We start from the raw sequence: 16318 nt of genomic DNA, 5'->3' as shown, positions 1-16318 counted from the left end.
GCGCGCTAGTGGGCCATCACGCGGGGGCGTAAGAATCTGCCCCCCGCGGGGCCCCGTTCGGTAACCCCCACCCATCCGGGGGGCCCGGCCCCCCCACACCCCCACTCCGTTCCGCTTCGCGGACGGATATGCTCGCTCCCTCGCTCATGCGGCACAATCTAGTGTTGAGCCACATTGCTTTTGAGATTGAAGGATGCGGCCGATCGCCGTCGCATAGCGGCTGATCTCGGCGTCGATCTGGCTTGGGGTAAAGCCTCGGCGTTCGAGCTTCTTCCGCGCCTGTGCAACATGCAGCGGCCAGTAGCGCTGTCCGGTGGACGCGAGACGAGCCGATCAACGGGCTCGCCGCTGCGCGCTCCATTACAAAGCCCCACTGGCACTGGCGCGCTTCCTCCCCATCCCACGCGGCGACATATTGAAGCTGCCCCGCATGGCATACTGTGGCCGCTGCCTGTCGTTCCAGGCACGTCCGAACGGCAAGCAAATGAAGCTTCCCAGCGCTCGGCGAAGCTGAAGTGGATTCTCGACGAGGCGCTGATCGCGGCCGCTGGCGCTCCGCATTGAGCCTCGTGTCTCACCACCACCACAGTCACAAGGAACGCGACGGCCTCTCCGCTCGTTGATTGCTTTTCGAATCGAGCCGCCGTCATGCCCTCGGCGGGGGCGGTGATTGCATGCCGGCCAACGAACCTCTCAACAGCCTCGACATGAAGCAAGCGCTTTGGATGGCGAGGCCTTGCGCCGCGCCGCCTTGGAAATAAACCGCGCTCAGCCTTGTGCAAGGCCTTGGCGTACCGTGGCGTGCGATTCAGAGAAGTCGTCTCGCTCTCTTCCTGGGCATCGTGCACGATAGCATTGCGCCGGCAGATTTCTTTCTTGATCCGGCCTGCTACCGAAGAGTATGTCGGCGGAAAGTGCCTCCGCGAAGAGAGCGAATTCGTGAACTTGAAGTTCTGCGCCAAAACTATGACAATGATCGGTTCTTGCGCCACCGGATGAGCGAGGTTCAGGCGGCCGACCTGCTGGCGCAATGGGCGTCATCTACGTCATCGCCCAAAACAAGTTCCTGCCCATGTCGAATTCCGCTGTGACGAGCGCGGTCAGCGACGAAACGTCTACAATGCTCTCGACGATGTGGTGCGCCAGGAACTGGAGAGCGAACATGGGATCGTCATAGGGCTTCGTTCGCTAGAGCTTCGGGTGCAGGGTTGGCGTCGGGAGTTGAGGGCCCAGAAGCGCGCGACGGTTCGGTTTGAGACGGCGCCGGGACATCAGATGCAGATCGGCTTTGGCGACACGCGGGCGTGGATCGGCGGCGAGCGTGTTCGGGTGCACCTGTTTGTAGCAACGCTGGGTTACTCGCGTCGGCTGCATATCCCTCCCTCGCTTCGGGAGCGCCAGGCGGACTGGTTCGAGGGGGTGGAAGGAGCCTTCCTTAGCTTCGGCGGGGTTCCAAGGGAAGTACTGTTCGACAACCCGAAGGCGCTGGTCGAACATCACGATGCGACGACGCGGGAGGTGCGGTTCAACATGCGGCTGCACGCCTTTGGCCGCTACTGGGATTTACGGCGCGGGCTTGTGCGCCCTACAGGGCGCGTATGAAGGGGAAGGACGAACGCGAGGTCGGCTACGTCAAGCGCAATGCGATTGCTGGCCGCCGGTCGAGAACTGGGCGGCGTTCGAGGCGCATCTGGACCGGTGGACGCGCGGGATTGCCGATCAGCGTGTGCATGGCACGACCGGCGCGGCTCCTGCGGAGCGCCTTGCCGAAGAGGCTGGGGCGCTTCGCCCTCTGGGGGACGGGCGCCGTTTGGGCAGCTGCGGGATCTCGTGCGCAAGGTCCAGGCGGACTGCGCGATCGACCTGGACACGAACAGTTACCCGGTTTCCTCGCGGCTGATCGGGGAGAGCGTCCAAGTCGTGGTGTTGGGCGGCCGCGTTATCGTGCGTCACGCGGGCGAGGTGGTGGCGGATCATGCCTTGTGCGGGGGACGTCGCCAACGGATTGTCGAGCGCGCGCATCTTGCCGGCCGGCTCGGCGCTGCTGCGCCGGTACAATTGGCGGAGATCGTTGCACCTTCCGCTCTGTTGCGGCCACTGGCCGAATATGAGGCGCTGGTGGGAGGCAGCTGGGGTTTACGGCGGTCGATCACGAGATGTTGGTAATGCTCGACCGGCTGAAGCTGACCGCGATCCTTGATCGCCTGCTTCATCATTCGACAGTGATCACCATCCACGGTAACAGCTACCGGCTTCGCGAAAAGCGTCGTTCCGGCCTATTGCAGGACGCCGGAACGACGCTCGAGACCAACGAAACAGCAAAACAATGAGGGGGTCAGTTCTTGGTTTCGTCCAAGGGGTCAAATCCTCACTTCGCTTGACAGCCCCTCGCATGGCGCAAAGCGATGCACAATCCCACTCACGCTAACGAAATTGGTTAGGCCTTGCCTGTGACATGGGGCAGCCCAAACGCGCCGCACTGCGTGGATCAAGAGGGGCACGGGGGGCGCCGCGCGAGCCAGTTATCCGATCCCCCGCTCAGAAATTTCTACCAACATTCCTGACGGTTACGGCTCAGCATTGTACGGTTCTTACATCCTGTTGATGTCGGTCAGGGAGAGAGTACTGTCGTCTCTTCGGCGTGCCCCTTGGGGATGGTCGGATGAGTGTCGTTCAAATTATCAATCCAACTCTACATGAGGCTATTGCTGCACTCCTGAACGGGGCGGCTCGCGGAGACATTGTCTCGATCAAGGCTGCAATAGAACGAGTCCGTGTGACTGCGCCTAATCTGTGGGCATCTGACGAAGAGCTAACTGAGGCTATCCTTGAGGTAGCTTCCGCCACTGGCCTGTTCGTGTGCTTCGACGGCCGGGAGTAGTTCTCAGCTCCGCGCCTCATTAATCCGCCTAACGTTCCCGCCCAGCATTCCAGGAATTTTGCTCATTGTGACCCCGCAAGAGCGGGCGCGCCGTCCTGCCCGATCTCCGTGAATAGACAAGGAACAAATCTTCTCGCCAGAAGGTTCTATCCTGTTCGTATGCAGGATCGACCATGGTTGAGGTCGACAGAAGGAAACAGAAGGTTATTGCCGACCTTGTACGACGGTGGGTCACGTCAGAAGCCGTCCGCAACTACCTTCGCAGAGCGCTAAATCTTCCGGTAGAACAGGAGCTGCCGGACGAGCATAAGTCTTTGCTTGATGAAATTGATCGGGCCCACAAAGAGTGACCCCATGGCACTTCGTAATCAGGAGGGCCCGCCGCCGGTTTGAAGTTCGTTCTGGCCCTCGAGAGGCCAGGACATGAAACGTAGCCGCTTCTCTGAAGAGCAGATCATCGGAATTTTGAAGGAACATGAGGGCGGGATATCGGTTGCCGATCTGTGCCCAAGCACCAGGTCAGCGACGCCTCGATTTACAACTGGAAGGCCCGCTTCGGCGGGATGAATGTCTCCGAGGCTCGGCGACTGAAGGCTCTGGAGGACGAGAACACGCGGCTGAAGCGGCTTCTGGCCGACGCCATGCTCGACAATGCCGCGTTGAAGGATCTTGTGGAAAGAAATGGTGACGCCCGCGGCCAAGCGGAAAGCTGTCGCTCGCCTGAAGGAAGGCTTCGGGATGAGCGAACGGCGGGCGTGTAAAGCCATCGGCTGTTGCCGCATGACGGTTCGCTACGAGACCAGCAGGCCGGACGACCGCGAGCTTCGCGAGCCGATGAAGGCACCGCGCAGGAGCGTCCCCGGTGTAGAGTTGCCACCCTGGAACTCGCCTTGGCCGGCTGCATTCCTGGCTGTGTCCCCTAGGATACATTGTCGAGCAGGGTCGACTTATCCAAGCCTTGTGTCGGCTCAGGCGGCCATTCACCATTCGGCGTCATCTCGTTGACTGTCTCGGGTAGATCCCGCGCAATCCTTCTGATTAGCTCCTCGCGCGAAAGACCCGTCTGCATCGAGATTGACGTGAGTGTACCTTCGTCCATTGCCGCTTCGACGTCCCTTGGCTCGATCGGTTGGTTTGGCCCGCTGCCAACCCACGAGTCGACCTTCGATCCTGCCCCCACCTCCCTGAACCGGTCGAGGATCTCACCAAGGTCAGCCCTCGACACGCCATTCGTTATCTGAGCCAGAATTCTGCGTTGCGGGTCGTTTGGGTTAAGATACCCCGCTCCCGGAATCAATTCACAGAGCTTGTCGCGATTTTGGTATGCCAGAACGCCAAGCATCGCGATCGCCAATCTTCCCGGATTTGCCATTTGGTCTCCTCCACGGTTTTGGCCGATGAGGGAATCGCAAGTCTTGGCGGATGCCGACGCGTGTGGGCTCGAACAACTTCTTGCCGGTCGGCTCGCCGGCGGAGAGGACGCGTCCTTCGGGGTACTCGTTTTCCATCTGACGTCTTCTCCTGAACGCAGAACTTCGGGGCGCTTGGCCGCAGTCGCCCTGCGCCGATCGAACGCCCTAACTCGGCGCCTCCCGGGTTTGTTCCGCTTGTCAGAGTTTGTCGGCGACGATGGGGCGCGCGACCCGACGGGTAACTCTACGGGCTCGAGATAGAGTCTGCCCAACTTGACCATACTTCAGAACGACGGCGGCTCGGTTAGCCTCAGCTACCTTGGACTGCCGCCGGCTCGCGCACGAATTTCAATTTCGGCGGGACGGCGAACACCCTGAACCGCTCAGCCAGGCTGTCAAGAGCTTGACGCATGCCCACTCCCGCAGCAGCCGCACCGTGTCCACTGATGACCATCTGCGGGTTCAGGGCAGCCAGGTGCTTCACGGATCTTTCCGCCGCATCCCAGTCCGGCGTGAAGTAGCGCGGCGGACCGTGCATCTCAAGATCCTGAACGGCGACCTCATAGACTGACTCCTGACCGGTGGTGATGAAAGCGTCCCCTACGATCAGCGAGCGGTCCTCCTCGCGCCAGAGCGAGATATGCCCAGGAGCGTGCCCGGGTGTGTGTAGCCATCGCCATCCGGGCATTCCGGGGATCGATCCGTCGGCAGGCAAGAGTTCCAAACGGTTGCCAAGATCAATTGGCCCCCGTGGAAAAAGCGGCGAAAGCAGCGCCATCAGTCCACCCCCGACCCAGGGATCCGGTGGCGGATAGGATGCGGTTCCGTCCAAATAGGGGCGCTCGAGTGGATGCGCGAAGACAGGGACGTCCCACTTGTTCGCGAGGTCTAGGACCGTTCCCACATGGTCGAAATGGCCGTGGGTCAGGATGATCGCGGCCGGCCGTGCGTTCGTGCCAAACCGCTTTTCCGCGACCGCAAGAATGCTGCTGCGGGACGTCGGCAACCCGGTATCGATCAGCATCCAGTTCCGATCTCCGCTGCCCGGTGCGCCGAAGAGCACGACATTGACGATTGCTAGCCGCAAATAGCCCAAGTCCGGTGCGATGCTCCAAGCGCCGTCGCCACGATCCTCGCGCCTGGCGTGGTCGATCTCGGAAAGTCGAATCTGAACGGTCATGTGATCCCGTGCCTCTCTTGTTGCTGAGCAGCCGCTCGAGTCGATCGGCGGCGGTGGTATCGCCCCGAACTTGGCACGGCCCTGCTTGTTCCTCATTCGCCACCCAGCTCCGGACAGTCCACCACAGGAACAAAGGCTCGACCAATCGGTTCCGCATTACCCGGTCACGCAAGGACGAGCTGGACTGAGCAACAAAGATGGCGCGCGCCCGATTGGATGCGGTATTTCGCCAACGCGGTTCCCGGTCCTAACAAGCGGCCGAGTTCGAAGCCGACTGCTGAAAGGAGACTTCGAATGAGTGAAGTGGGGCGCAGGGACGAGCACCAGGTGGAGGCTCCGGCTCCGCAAGCTTCGCGTTTCGCCAGTTTTTCATGGCAGGTTTTGAGTGCTCCTCGCACCGGCGCAAGGACGGGGTTCGCCTCGATCTTATTCGTGCGACCTCGCAAAGTTTGCATGCCCTGGGCGACTACCGCGGCTGCGCCGAACTCGGCCTTCGCACCATCCGCGCGACGGACTGCGGTGGCACCCTGATCGAAACGGCTCCCGGGACCTATGACTGGTCAAGTTGGGCGCCGAGAGGCGGCCCGATCGGCAGGTGTCCAGGTTATCTGGGACATCTTCGCAGAGGTGGGGTTATTTTCGGCCACCCACGCGGATGGCACACGCCGCCTCCGTCAGCCCGTCGCGGACGAACTGGTGCGTCAGCAAGATCTGTTCACGGCAAACCGGACGCGCTGATTGCGTTGCGACACACCGCAAGCGGGAGCATCCGTTATGAACGCCCGCCCCGCGACGTTGGATTAGCTTTTTGCGGTTTCACCAGCTTCGCGCAACTTCGCTTACCGCAAGGTGACGTCGCTCAGGTTTCCTTCAGCCAATTAGCCATGGCTTTTTCTTCGCTCAAATTTTGCCTGAGGACCCGTTCGGGATCCTGAGAGCCACCGGCCTCGGTGAGTACCAGCAGCGAATTGTAAGCAGCAATCTCGTAGTTCTCGAATGCGAAAGCTAGGCTGTTCTTGATGATCTCGTCGACGGCCATCGAATGTCCCAAGGCTGCCGCCCTGCCAACCATCGACAAGGCAAGTGTCCTTGAGAGTGGAGTGCTCCTCATCGAGGCCCTCCAGGAAATATCTCACGGCTTTCCGAGTTGAAGTTTGTGTTCATCGCATTTCTCCTTCTGAATCCCGCCCGATCTCCCGTTTCGGAAGAAACCTATCTTCCCGGCTCGGCCAACAACGGCCCCTCTGTGCGCGCCCATGCCGGGAGGCTTTTTTGGATGCGCGAAAGTAGCCAGAGCCTGTCCGACTACCTGGTCCATACCCGTGCCTCATTCTTTCTTCCGCCAGTCCGAGAAAGACATGGCGTTCTGCCAAGGCATTGGAAAGTGCCGGTAGGGTCCGCGATTCATGCGCTAAAATCGATGACCAACGCGTCCACGCCTGATTGCCGGCAAGCTTTTCACCGCTCATTCGACTGGCGCGCGAGTGGCGCGGCATTGAGCACCAGGGAATTTGCGAGAATCAGTCCACTCGGTGCGGAGTTGCCCAAGAAGCATGGTTCAGTCGAAGAAGCCCGCATCCTCTTCCCGGAGATGCTTCCTGGCTGCTTCGGCGTCGATGTCGAGGCCCAGCCCCGGCGCTTCCAGCAGGTCCACCATGCTGTCCTTCACGATCTGCGACGGCAGGCCGATTACGAGGTCCTCCCACCACGGGTCGGAGGCGCTCGGGTATTCGAACGCGATGTAGTTGGCGGGCAGGGTGGCGCAGACATTGATCAGCGCGCCGAGACCTAGAAGGCCGTTCGCGGTGCCGTGCGGTGCCATCAGGATCGAGTGCATATAGGCGTGCTCGGCGACCCATTTGAGCTCGGCAATGCCGCCAATATCGGCCGGATCGGGGCCGATGACGCGCACCGCCTGCCTTTCGATCAGCTCCTTGAAATTGTGCCGCAGGTAGATCTGCTCGCCGGTATGGATTGGCGTCGAGGTGGAGGTGGTCAGCTCCCGATAGGCCTGCGGATTGACCCAGGGCACATAGTCGCCGGTCAGCATGTCCTCGAGCCACATCAAATTGTACTTCTCGACCGCGCGAGCGAACTTGATCGCATCGGGCAGCATCCAGCCCGGGCCGCAGTCGAGCGCCAGGCTGACCTTGTCGCCCATCACTTCCTTCATCGCGATCACGCAGTCGAGCATGTGGTTGAAACCGCGCTCGCTGATCACGCCCTGATCCATGGCACCGTGATAGCCAGCCTTCTTCTGGGTCACGCCATAGTGAAAGCCCTCGATGGTGTCCTTCATGTTGGAGTGGAACGAGATTCCCTGCTTGATCATGAAGAAGTTCTGCGGCTGCTCCATCATCCATTTCACGTCAGCGGCGTAATCCTCCGGCCGGTCCCCCGTTCGCTTCTGGCGGATCGAGCCGTTATAGACGCGCACCTTGTCTCGCACCTTGCCGCCGAGCAGTTTGTAGGCCGGCACGCCTGCGGCCTTGCCGGCAATGTCCCACAGCGCATGCTCGATAGCGCTTACCGCCGCGCCATAGGGCTTGAAAGAGCCGCGTTGGCGGATCTTCAACATCACCCGCTCGACGTCGGTCGGGTCCTCGCCGATCAGCGCCTCGCGGAAATGCAGCACCCAGGGTTTGAGGTAGGTCTTGGTGAACTCGACTTCGCCAAGGCCATAGAGGCCCTCGTCAGTAACGATGCGGACGATGGGATGTTTGCCGATGACGGCGCAGCGGAGGTCGGTGATCTTCATCTTCGGTTCTTTTCGCCTCAGCTCCAGGTGCGGTCCCAGGAATACTCGTTGTCCCAGTGATCCGTGGGCTGCCAGATGCCGGTGACACCCGGCTGCAGATGCTGCGAGATCACCTCGTCGACGACGTCGTCAATCCCCAGGCCAGGTTTGTCCGGAACAGTGATAAAGCCGTCCTTCACGAGCGGCCTGGGAACGCCGGTGACGATATCGTCCCACCAGTCGACATCGGCAGAGTGGTATTCGAGCGCCATGAAGTTTTCGGTCGCGGTCGCGACATGTGCCGCGGCCATTGCCGCGATTGGACTTTCGGCCATATGGATGGCCATTACGACGCCGTGGTCCTGGGCCATGTCGCCGATCTTCTTGGTCTCGAGGATGCCCCCGCTGGTGAGCAGGTCCGGGTGGATAATGGAGAGGCCGCCGCTCTTGAGCAGGGGCTCGAAGCCCTCCTTAAGGTAGATGTCCTCGCCGGTGCAGATCGGCACCGTGGTGGCGGCCTGCAGTTGCCGATACTGCTCGGTGTACTGCCATGGGATCACATCCTCGAGCCAGGCCGGCACGTATTTTTCAATCCGCCTGGCGAGGCGAATACCGTTCTGCAGCGAGATGTGGCCGACGTGGTCAATGGCGAGCGGAATATCCATGCCGATAACATCGCGAACCTCGGCAATGTACTGCTCAAGCAGGTCGAGGCCCTTGTCGGAAAAGTGGAGGCCGGTAAACGGATGGGGGACGTTATGCAAATCGTAAGCGGTATTGCGGGCGCGCCGCTCCTCCATGGTCTTGACCGGGCCGCGGCCGGGATGGATACGGTACCCTTCAAGTGAACCGGCAGGGGAGACGACCGCACCGGGCACATCCGCAATCTGCATCAGCCCCAGATCCATCTTGAGGAAGGTGAAGCCGAGCGCCATGCGCTGCTTGAGGCGCTTGCCGGTCTCGGTGCCGCTCGGGACGGTAGCGTCGGTGTCGCAATAGACGCGCACCTTCTCCCGAAACCGGCCGCCGAGCATCTGGTAGACGGGCACGCCGTAGGCCTTGCCGGCGAGATCCCACAACGCAATTTCGACCGCCGAGACGCCGCCGCCTTGCCGGCCGTGGCCACCGAACTGCTTGATCCGGCGAAACAGGCGGTCGATGTCGCAAGGGTTCTCGCCAAGCAGCCGGCTCTTCAGCATCAGCGCGTAGGTGGCACTGGCGCCGTCGCGCACCTCGCCAAGCCCGACGATGCCCTGGTTGGTGTAAATCTTGAGCAGGGTTGAGGTGAACGGCGCGCCGGCGATTTCGGCTATCCGCATGTCGGTGATGCGAAGCTGGGATGGCTTGGAGTTCGTGTTTACCCGATTGAGCGCTTCGTCGGCGCCACCTGTCTTTGCCATGACTTATCCTCGTTTCGGCTTGTCGCCGCGCACCGGGCGCCGGCACAGAGTGTTGCTAGCCCAGCTCGATCTTGTGGGCCTGCAGGTAGTCGCGGTCCATCTCAATGCCGAGACCAGGCTTTGACGTCAGCTTGAGGCTGCCGTTCGAAATGTCGAGTGGTCTGTCGATCAGGTGATCGTATTTGCCCAGGTTCCACTCCGATGTCTCGAGTTTGTAGAAGTTGGGAACGGTCATCATCACCTGCGCTCCCGCAACCACGTTGATTGGTCCCGCGGCGTCATGTGGCGAGACCGGCACGTAGTAGGCTTCGCAGAGCGCAGAAATTTTCTTGAGTTCGGTAATGCCGCCGGTCCAGGTAACGTCGGGCATGATGTAGTCGGCGAGCCTGTTCTCAAGTACCGGCACGAAATCCCATTTCGTGTGGCCGCGCTCGCCCCATGAGATAGCGGTATTGACCTTCTCACGCACCTGCTTGAGGGCGTTAAGGCTCTCGGGCGGGCAGGGCTCCTCAAACCAGTCGATCTGGCCGGCCTCTTCGAGACTCCGACAGAGGCGAATGGCGGTGGGGACGTCGAAGCGGCCATGCGCATCGATGAGAATGTCGACATCGGGTCCTGCCGTTTCGCGGATCAGAGCCGTGAGCTCGGCGGCTTCGCGCTCGTCCTTGCGGGTCATGCTTCCATCGAGGTAGCCGTCCCGCTGTTCGCGGGCCAGGCCATCGGCGCTGCGGCCCTGGTGGGGGTAGGGATCGAACTTGAGCGCAGTGTGTCCGGACTCGACAATGTCTAGAATTTCGCGGACCACAGCCTCCTTGCTGGTGAATTTGGCCTGGTTGGGATGGGTGTAGAGCGCAATTTCATCGCGTACCGGCCCGCCCAGCAGCTCGTAAATCGGCTTGCCGAGGACTTTGCCCCTGATGTCCCAGAGGGCTATGTCGATGGCGCTCACGCATTCGACGGCGGCGCCGCGGCTACCCATGTAGGTGAAGCTGCGGAAGATCTTGTGCCAGAGATGCTCGATGCGCGCCGGATCCTCGCCTGTCACGGCGATGCCGATCTGCCGCAGGATCGTGCAGAGAGCGCGGTTGGCGAGCCTTGTCGTGGTGGTGATCTCTCCCCAGCCACTCACTCCCTCGTCGGTCGTCACTTCGACGAACAGGAACTCTCCCCAGTAAGAAGCATCGGACTTGATCAGCCACGGCCGAATGCTCGTGATTTTCATCTCAACTACCTTTGCCTGAAAATGGTCAGCTAACGATGTTCTGGAGTGGACATTCTATCCGGCCCGAGCCGCGTTGCGCGCTCGCATCTGTTCCAGAATATGCCGGCCCGAACCCTCGACATGGCGGGAAACGAGTTCGGCCGCCTTGTCGGCCTCTCCCGCCTTCACTAGCGCGATGAGTTCGCGGTGCTCGCGCATGATCGCGGCACGTCGCGCCAGCGTGAAATTGAAACGACGGCTCACGGCCCGCAGCACTTCGCGATGCTTCCACCAAAGCTCGGCTGCGTGGCGGTTATAGTGCCGCTGGTACATCACGGTGTGGAAAGCGGTATCCAGCTCACTGTGCCTGAATGTGTCGGCGAAATTGTTCTCTTCGATCAGGCCCTGGAGACGTTCGAGTTCGGCGATGTCCTCGCCGGTAGCCATGTTCACAAACCATCGTGTCAGGGCTGGCTCGATCAGAACACCGATCTCGTAGATATCCCTGACAAAATCCTGATCTATGGGTCGGACGCGCGCCCCGCGGTTGGCGACAAAGGTGACAAACCCTTCCCCGCGCAACAACTGTAGGGCTTCGCGCACAGGATTGGTCGAGGTGCCGTGACGCCGGGCGAGATCGGTGACGACAAGCCGTTCGTTGGCGGCGAGCCGTCCCTCGATGATGTCTTCCCGGATCAATTCATAAAGCGAGGCGCCCTCGCTGGAGGCTCCGATGGGATCGGTCCCCACCGGTGGCATCGCTTTGAAATCGCTTGTTTCGGCCAAGGCCGGGCTCCCCATTTTAATACATACCTCGCCCGATATCACACACGGCTTTCGCAAACAATGTACGATTCTGCGCGTTGACAGGCAATCCATGATCTGAAAACGTACCAAGTGATCGAGCGGATACACTGATCTGAAAGAAGCATCCTCGCGATCGAAACGAGCAAGGACCGCTTTAGGGCGGCATGGGAGAACCAGGGAGGATACCTATGACGAGAATTGCCCTCGGCAGTGCCGTCCTGCGCGGCACTGTCGCCACTGCTTTGATGGCATCCCTGACGTCTACATCGGCGCTGGGTGCACCGCCGGTCGACCTGAGCAAGTGGTCGCCGGAATATGTGCGCTCGATTGCGGGCACACAGGATTTTGACACGGCGGCCGATTGCGCCAAGGTCACCCCGCTCGACTATAAGGGGCGACTGACTTTCTGGTATCAGGGCGTGTTCGAGGGCGACCCCGACCTCCTGCGCCAGTACTACAAGGATTTCTTCGAGACGTTCCGCAAGACCTATCCGAACATCCAGCTCGAGGAACAAGCCCTCACCTATAACGACCTTCTCGACAAGTTCCGCACGGCGCTCCTGGGCAATGCCGCGCCGATGGCGGTCCGCCTGCAAATCCTGGGTGGTACCGAGTTCGCCTCAAAGGGCTATCTGCAGCCGCTCAAGCCCGAGGATGTGGGGTATACGACCGAGGACTTCTGGCCCGGCGCCATGAAGGCCGTGACCTGGGAGGGCGTGACCTACGGTATTCCGACCAACAACGAGACGATGGCGTTCATCTGGAACGCCGACATCTTCAAGCGTGCCGGCCTCGATCCGGACAAGCCGCCGGCAACGTGGGACGACGTGGTCAAGTATTCCAAGCAGATCCACGATAAGCTCGGCATTGCCGGATATGGCCTCGTGGCTCGCAAGAATGCCGGCAATACGCCGTACCGCTTCATGCCACAGCTGTGGGCCTATGGCGGCGGCGTCTTCGACGAAGCGACGCCGAACCCGACCTATGAGCAGGTCCAGCTCGATAGCCCGCAAAGCAAGGCAGCGCTGCAAGCCTCCTACGACATGTATGTTCGCGACAAGTCGGTTCCGGTTTCGGCACTCACCAACCAGCAGGCCGATAATCAGCCCCTGTTCGTCGCCGGCCAGCTCGGCATGATGATCTCGCACCCGTCCGACTATAACGTGATGCTCGACCTGCAGAAAAAGGCGACGGGCACCGACAAGGACAAGGCGCAGACGGTCATCGACAACATGCGCTACGGCCTGATCCCGACCGGTCCCGACGGCAAGCGCGCCGTCGTGTTCGGCGGCTCGAACATTCACATCCTGAAGCCCGAATATGTCGAGGGCGGCAAGGTAGATGAGCCGGCTGCAAAGGCCATCATCTGCATGTGGACGAGCCCTGAATGGTCGCTGAAGATGGCGTACGCCGGCTCGAATCCGGGCAACCTCAACGGCTTCAAGACCAAGTGGATGAAGGAACGTCTGGACAACATCAAGTTCCTCGATGTCACGACGTCGATGCTGCCATACGGCATCCCGTTCCCAGCGCTGCCGCAGGCCCCCGAGATCATGAACATCATCATCCCGGACATGCTGCAGAACGCCCTGACCGGAGCGATGACCGTCGACCAGGCAGCGGACGACGCAGCCAAGAGGGTGAGAGAGCTGATGGGCGGACTCTAGCGCAAGCCTGACCGGCTGGGTCGATGGTCCAGCCGGTTCGTTCCGAAGAATAAGGGCACCCCACAGTGACGATCGTAACCGGCAAGGCCGAGGCTCGCCGAAGAGTGCAACCCGGCAGGTCCGGCGCGCTGCGGAAGATCTGGCAGCATCGCGCGGACTACGCGTACGTGCTGCCGGCGATCGCCGTGATGCTCATCGTCATCGCCTATCCGATCTACTACACGGTCGAGCTGTCGTTCTTTAAGACACCGCCTGGCCTGCAGCTCCGCGATAAGACCTTCATCGGCCTCGACAACTACACGACCATCCTCACCAGTCAGGTGTTCTGGAAAGTCACCTGGAACACACTGATCTGGACACTGGGGTCAACTTTCATCTCCTTTGTCCTGGGGTTTGCCACAGCGCTGGCGCTCCACCGCGACTTCATCGGCCGTGGCGTCTTGCGCGCTGTCCTGATCATCCCTTGGGTCATCAGTGCCGTCGCCGCCTCCTACATCTGGAAGTGGATCTACCATTCGGACTTCGGAATCATCGGCGCGGTGCTGGTTGGCCTCGGATTGGCCGACCAGCCGCCGAATTTCATCGACAATGTCAGCACGGTGCTGCCCTCCCTGATCGTCGTCAATATTTGGCGCGAGTTTCCGTTCGCCATGATCATGATGATGGCCGGCCTGCAGACAGTCCCCGACCAGTTGCTGCGCGCCGCAAAAGTCGACGGTGCCAATGCATGGCAGCGCTTTTGGCACGTCACCTTCCCGCACTTGCGCAACGTCTCGGTGGTGACGATGCTGCTGCTCGCGGTGGCCAACTTCAATTCCTTCATCATCCCCTGGATCATGACCGGCGGCGGGCCGTCGAACGCATCGCATATCTGGATAACCCACATTTATGAGCTCGCCTTCGGACGGCAGCGCTGGGGCGTGGCATCGGCCTATTCGGTGCTCCTGTTCCTCACACTGATGACGCTGGGCTACTTCTACGTCCGTGCGTTAAGCGGCAACGAGCGGAAAGAGGGGAGCGAATGAGCACGATTGCCGAGACAGCCCCTCGAGCCAAGGCCCGTCGCCGCATGCGCGTCGACGGATGGCGGTGGGCCGGGCGCATATTCCTCGTGTTCATGCTGCTTTATACCGCGTTGCCGATGATCTGGATGCTGATCACCTCGATCAAGTCCGGATTCGCGGCGACACAATTCCCGCCGCAATGGTGGCCGGACGAACCTACCCTCGCCAGCTACCAGAAACTGCTCGATCCGCAGAACAGCGTCGGCCAGGACTTCCTCCGCTTCTTCTGGAACAGCCTTTTCGTGTCGACCGTCACGACAATTCTTTCTGTGATCGTGGCTGTCCCTGCGGCCTACGCGTTTTCGCGCTTCAGTTTCCCCGGCCGGAATTTCCTGTTCTTTGCCGTGCTGCTGCGCAATATGTTCCCGGCGGTGATCTTTCTCGTACCGCTCTTCATCCTGATGCGCGCCATCGGTCTGATAAACACGCACGGCTCGCTGATCCTCACCTATCTCACCTTCGGCCTGCCGCTGGCGATCTGGCTGCTCAAGGGCTTTTACGACAACATCCCGGTGCAGCTTGAGCAGGCGGCGCGCATTGATGGCGCCACACGGTTCCAGGCCTTCATCATGATCGTGATGCCGCTCTCGACGCCGGGGATCATCGCCACCGCAATCTATTCCTTCATCGGCGCGTGGAACGAGTACATCTACGCCTACACCTTCCTCTCCAAGAACGAGCAGTTGACGCTGCCGGTCGGCATCCAACGCTTCTTCTCGGAAAATACGACGGACTTTCCGGGCCTGATGGCGGCGAGCTTCATGATGAGCGTGCCCGTCGTGGTGCTGTTCCTGGTCCTGCAACGATACTTTGTACGCGCCCTTACAGAAGGCGCGGTCAAGCACTAGGGAGTTGCCGATGGCCCACGTGGTCCTCCAAGATCTCGTCAAGAGCTATGGCAGCTTCAAAGCTGTCAACCACGTCTCACTGACGGTCAATGACGGCGAGTTCGTTGCGCTCGTCGGCCCTTCAGGCTGCGGCAAGACAACCACGCTCAATCTCGTCGCCGGGCTGACCCCGATTACATCGGGCGACATCATCATCGGCGAGCGGGTGGTCAACGACCTCGACCCCAAGGATCGGGACATCGCAATGGTGTTCCAGAACTACGCGCTCTACCCGCAGAAATCAGTCTACAAGAACCTGGCGTTCCCGCTTCAGATGCGCAAACTCCCCAGGGACGAGATCGACAAGAAGGTCAAGGAAGCGGCGCGAGTGCTCGACATGACGCATCTGCTCGAGCGCAAGCCGCGCGAACTTTCGGGCGGACAGCAGCAGCGTGTGGCCCTTGGCCGTGCCCTCGTTCGCGACCCCGCCGTGTTCCTCATGGACGAGCCACTGTCTAACCTCGATGCCAAACTGCGCGTGCAGATGCGGTCAGAGATCAAGCGTTTCCACCAGGACCTCAAGGCGACGATCATCTATGTGACGCACGACCAGCTCGAAGCTGTGACCATGGCTGACAAGATGGCAGTGATGAATGGCGGCTACCTGCAGCAATACGATTCACCGGCGCAGGTCTTTGCCCATCCGGTGAACATGTTCGTGGCCAGCTTCATCGGCAGCCCGGCGATGAGCCTTATTCCGCTAGAGGCCTCGATGGCAAACGGCAACACGGTGTTGACCGGCGCCGAGGGCTGGCGCCTTGAGCTCTCAGCGCGCAATGCCCAGAAGGTGGCGAAAGCGACGACCAGGAAAGTCGTGCTCGGCGCACGTCACTCGACGATCAAGCTCCACAAGAGTGCTGTGCCAAGCAGCGTCCCAGCCAAGGCCTACACGGTGGAGCCGACCGGAGACGTCACCTTCGTTCAGGCGTTCCTGTCCGGCGCCATCGTCAACGTCAGCGTGCCGCCGAACATTGCCGTCGCGCCCGACGAGCAGATCTGGCTCGAGTTCGACCAGGTGCGGATGCATCTGTTCGACGGCGAAACTGAAATGGCCCTCAAGGCCAACTGAGATAGGGCGAATG

Annotated in this window: 14 protein-coding genes and 3 pseudogenes; 8 read left to right on the top strand and 9 right to left on the bottom strand. The window is 60.8% G+C overall.

Annotated features, from left to right (window positions below):
* Positions 1 to 144: 144 nt before the first annotated feature.
* Together NKH17_RS33540 and NKH17_RS31010 are read right to left on the bottom strand one after the other, a co-directional pair.
* Positions 145 to 294: a hypothetical protein gene (locus NKH17_RS33540; protein ID WP_502895639.1), complete on the bottom strand. Its 150-nt coding sequence runs from the start codon at positions 292 to 294 to the stop codon at positions 145 to 147.
* Between the two features lie 747 nt (positions 295 to 1041).
* Positions 1042 to 1164, bottom strand: a complete 123-nt coding sequence (locus tag NKH17_RS31010) for a hypothetical protein (RefSeq protein ID WP_352808454.1) — start codon at positions 1162 to 1164, stop codon at positions 1042 to 1044.
* Here NKH17_RS31010 and istA point away from each other — a divergent pair.
* The 4 genes and pseudogenes from istA to NKH17_RS30990 all read left to right on the top strand — a co-directional run.
* A pseudogene (gene istA / locus NKH17_RS31005) lies at positions 1132 to 2166 on the top strand (IS21 family transposase); the annotation flags it as partial. The gene NKH17_RS31010 and the pseudogene istA sit on opposite strands and share 33 nt — an antisense overlap.
* Positions 2167 to 2180: 14 nt before the next feature.
* Positions 2181 to 2330: pseudogene (locus NKH17_RS31000) on the top strand (ATP-binding protein); the annotation flags it as partial.
* A gap of 724 nt (positions 2331 to 3054) precedes the next feature.
* Positions 3055 to 3231, top strand: coding sequence for a hypothetical protein (locus tag NKH17_RS30995; RefSeq protein WP_352807086.1), 177 nt, complete (start codon positions 3055 to 3057; stop codon positions 3229 to 3231).
* Between the two features lie 73 nt (positions 3232 to 3304).
* A pseudogene (locus NKH17_RS30990) lies at positions 3305 to 3724 on the top strand (transposase); the annotation flags it as partial.
* Between the two features lie 76 nt (positions 3725 to 3800).
* Here the strand turns inward: NKH17_RS30990 and NKH17_RS30985 are convergent.
* From NKH17_RS30985 to NKH17_RS30955, 7 genes are all read right to left on the bottom strand, one after another.
* On the bottom strand, positions 3801 to 4253 hold the full coding sequence (locus NKH17_RS30985) for a YidB family protein (protein ID WP_352808452.1): 453 nt from the start codon (positions 4251 to 4253) through the stop codon (positions 3801 to 3803).
* A 350-nt stretch (positions 4254 to 4603) separates the two neighbouring features.
* Positions 4604 to 5473 (bottom strand): MBL fold metallo-hydrolase, encoded by an 870-nt coding sequence (locus tag NKH17_RS30980; protein WP_352808450.1) that lies wholly within the window; start codon positions 5471 to 5473, stop codon positions 4604 to 4606.
* An 859-nt stretch (positions 5474 to 6332) separates the two neighbouring features.
* Positions 6333 to 6545, bottom strand: coding sequence for a DUF892 family protein (locus tag NKH17_RS30975; RefSeq protein WP_352973237.1), 213 nt, complete (start codon positions 6543 to 6545; stop codon positions 6333 to 6335).
* 486 nt (positions 6546 to 7031) lie between these two features.
* Complete coding sequence (locus NKH17_RS30970; RefSeq protein ID WP_352808446.1) at positions 7032 to 8231, bottom strand: mandelate racemase/muconate lactonizing enzyme family protein; 1200 nt, start codon at positions 8229 to 8231, stop codon at positions 7032 to 7034.
* Between the two features lie 17 nt (positions 8232 to 8248).
* Complete coding sequence (locus NKH17_RS30965; protein WP_352808444.1) at positions 8249 to 9610, bottom strand: mandelate racemase/muconate lactonizing enzyme family protein; 1362 nt, start codon at positions 9608 to 9610, stop codon at positions 8249 to 8251.
* Positions 9611 to 9665: 55 nt separating this feature from the next.
* Positions 9666 to 10832 carry a mandelate racemase/muconate lactonizing enzyme family protein gene (locus NKH17_RS30960; protein WP_352808442.1) on the bottom strand — a complete coding sequence of 389 codons (1167 nt, stop codon included), beginning with the start codon at positions 10830 to 10832 and terminating at the stop codon, positions 9666 to 9668.
* Between the two features lie 54 nt (positions 10833 to 10886).
* The gene (locus NKH17_RS30955) at positions 10887 to 11597 is read right to left on the bottom strand and encodes a GntR family transcriptional regulator (RefSeq protein ID WP_352902478.1); all 711 of its coding nucleotides are present in this window, start codon (positions 11595 to 11597) and stop codon (positions 10887 to 10889) included.
* A 209-nt stretch (positions 11598 to 11806) separates the two neighbouring features.
* On the opposite strand from NKH17_RS30955, the gene NKH17_RS30950 reads away from it, so the two are divergent.
* From NKH17_RS30950 to NKH17_RS30935, 4 genes are all read left to right on the top strand, one after another.
* On the top strand, positions 11807 to 13285 hold the full coding sequence (locus tag NKH17_RS30950) for an ABC transporter substrate-binding protein (protein ID WP_352808441.1): 1479 nt from the start codon (positions 11807 to 11809) through the stop codon (positions 13283 to 13285).
* Between the two features lie 65 nt (positions 13286 to 13350).
* Complete coding sequence (locus tag NKH17_RS30945) at positions 13351 to 14310, top strand: carbohydrate ABC transporter permease (protein WP_352808440.1); 960 nt, start codon at positions 13351 to 13353, stop codon at positions 14308 to 14310.
* Positions 14307 to 15197, top strand: coding sequence for a carbohydrate ABC transporter permease (locus NKH17_RS30940; RefSeq protein ID WP_352808439.1), 891 nt, complete (start codon positions 14307 to 14309; stop codon positions 15195 to 15197). Before NKH17_RS30945 ends, NKH17_RS30940 begins: the two co-directional genes overlap by 4 nt.
* Before the next feature lie 10 nt (positions 15198 to 15207).
* Positions 15208 to 16305 (top strand): ABC transporter ATP-binding protein, encoded by a 1098-nt coding sequence (locus NKH17_RS30935; protein WP_352808438.1) that lies wholly within the window; start codon positions 15208 to 15210, stop codon positions 16303 to 16305.
* Positions 16306 to 16318 lie beyond the last annotated feature (13 nt).

The sequence above is a fragment of the Mesorhizobium sp. M1334 genome, assembly GCF_040317995.1.
In the GTDB taxonomy this organism is placed as follows: Bacteria; Pseudomonadota; Alphaproteobacteria; order Rhizobiales; family Rhizobiaceae; genus Mesorhizobium.
The sequence above is the reverse complement of the archived record's forward strand: the minus strand, read 5'-3'. Positions and strand labels throughout refer to the sequence as shown.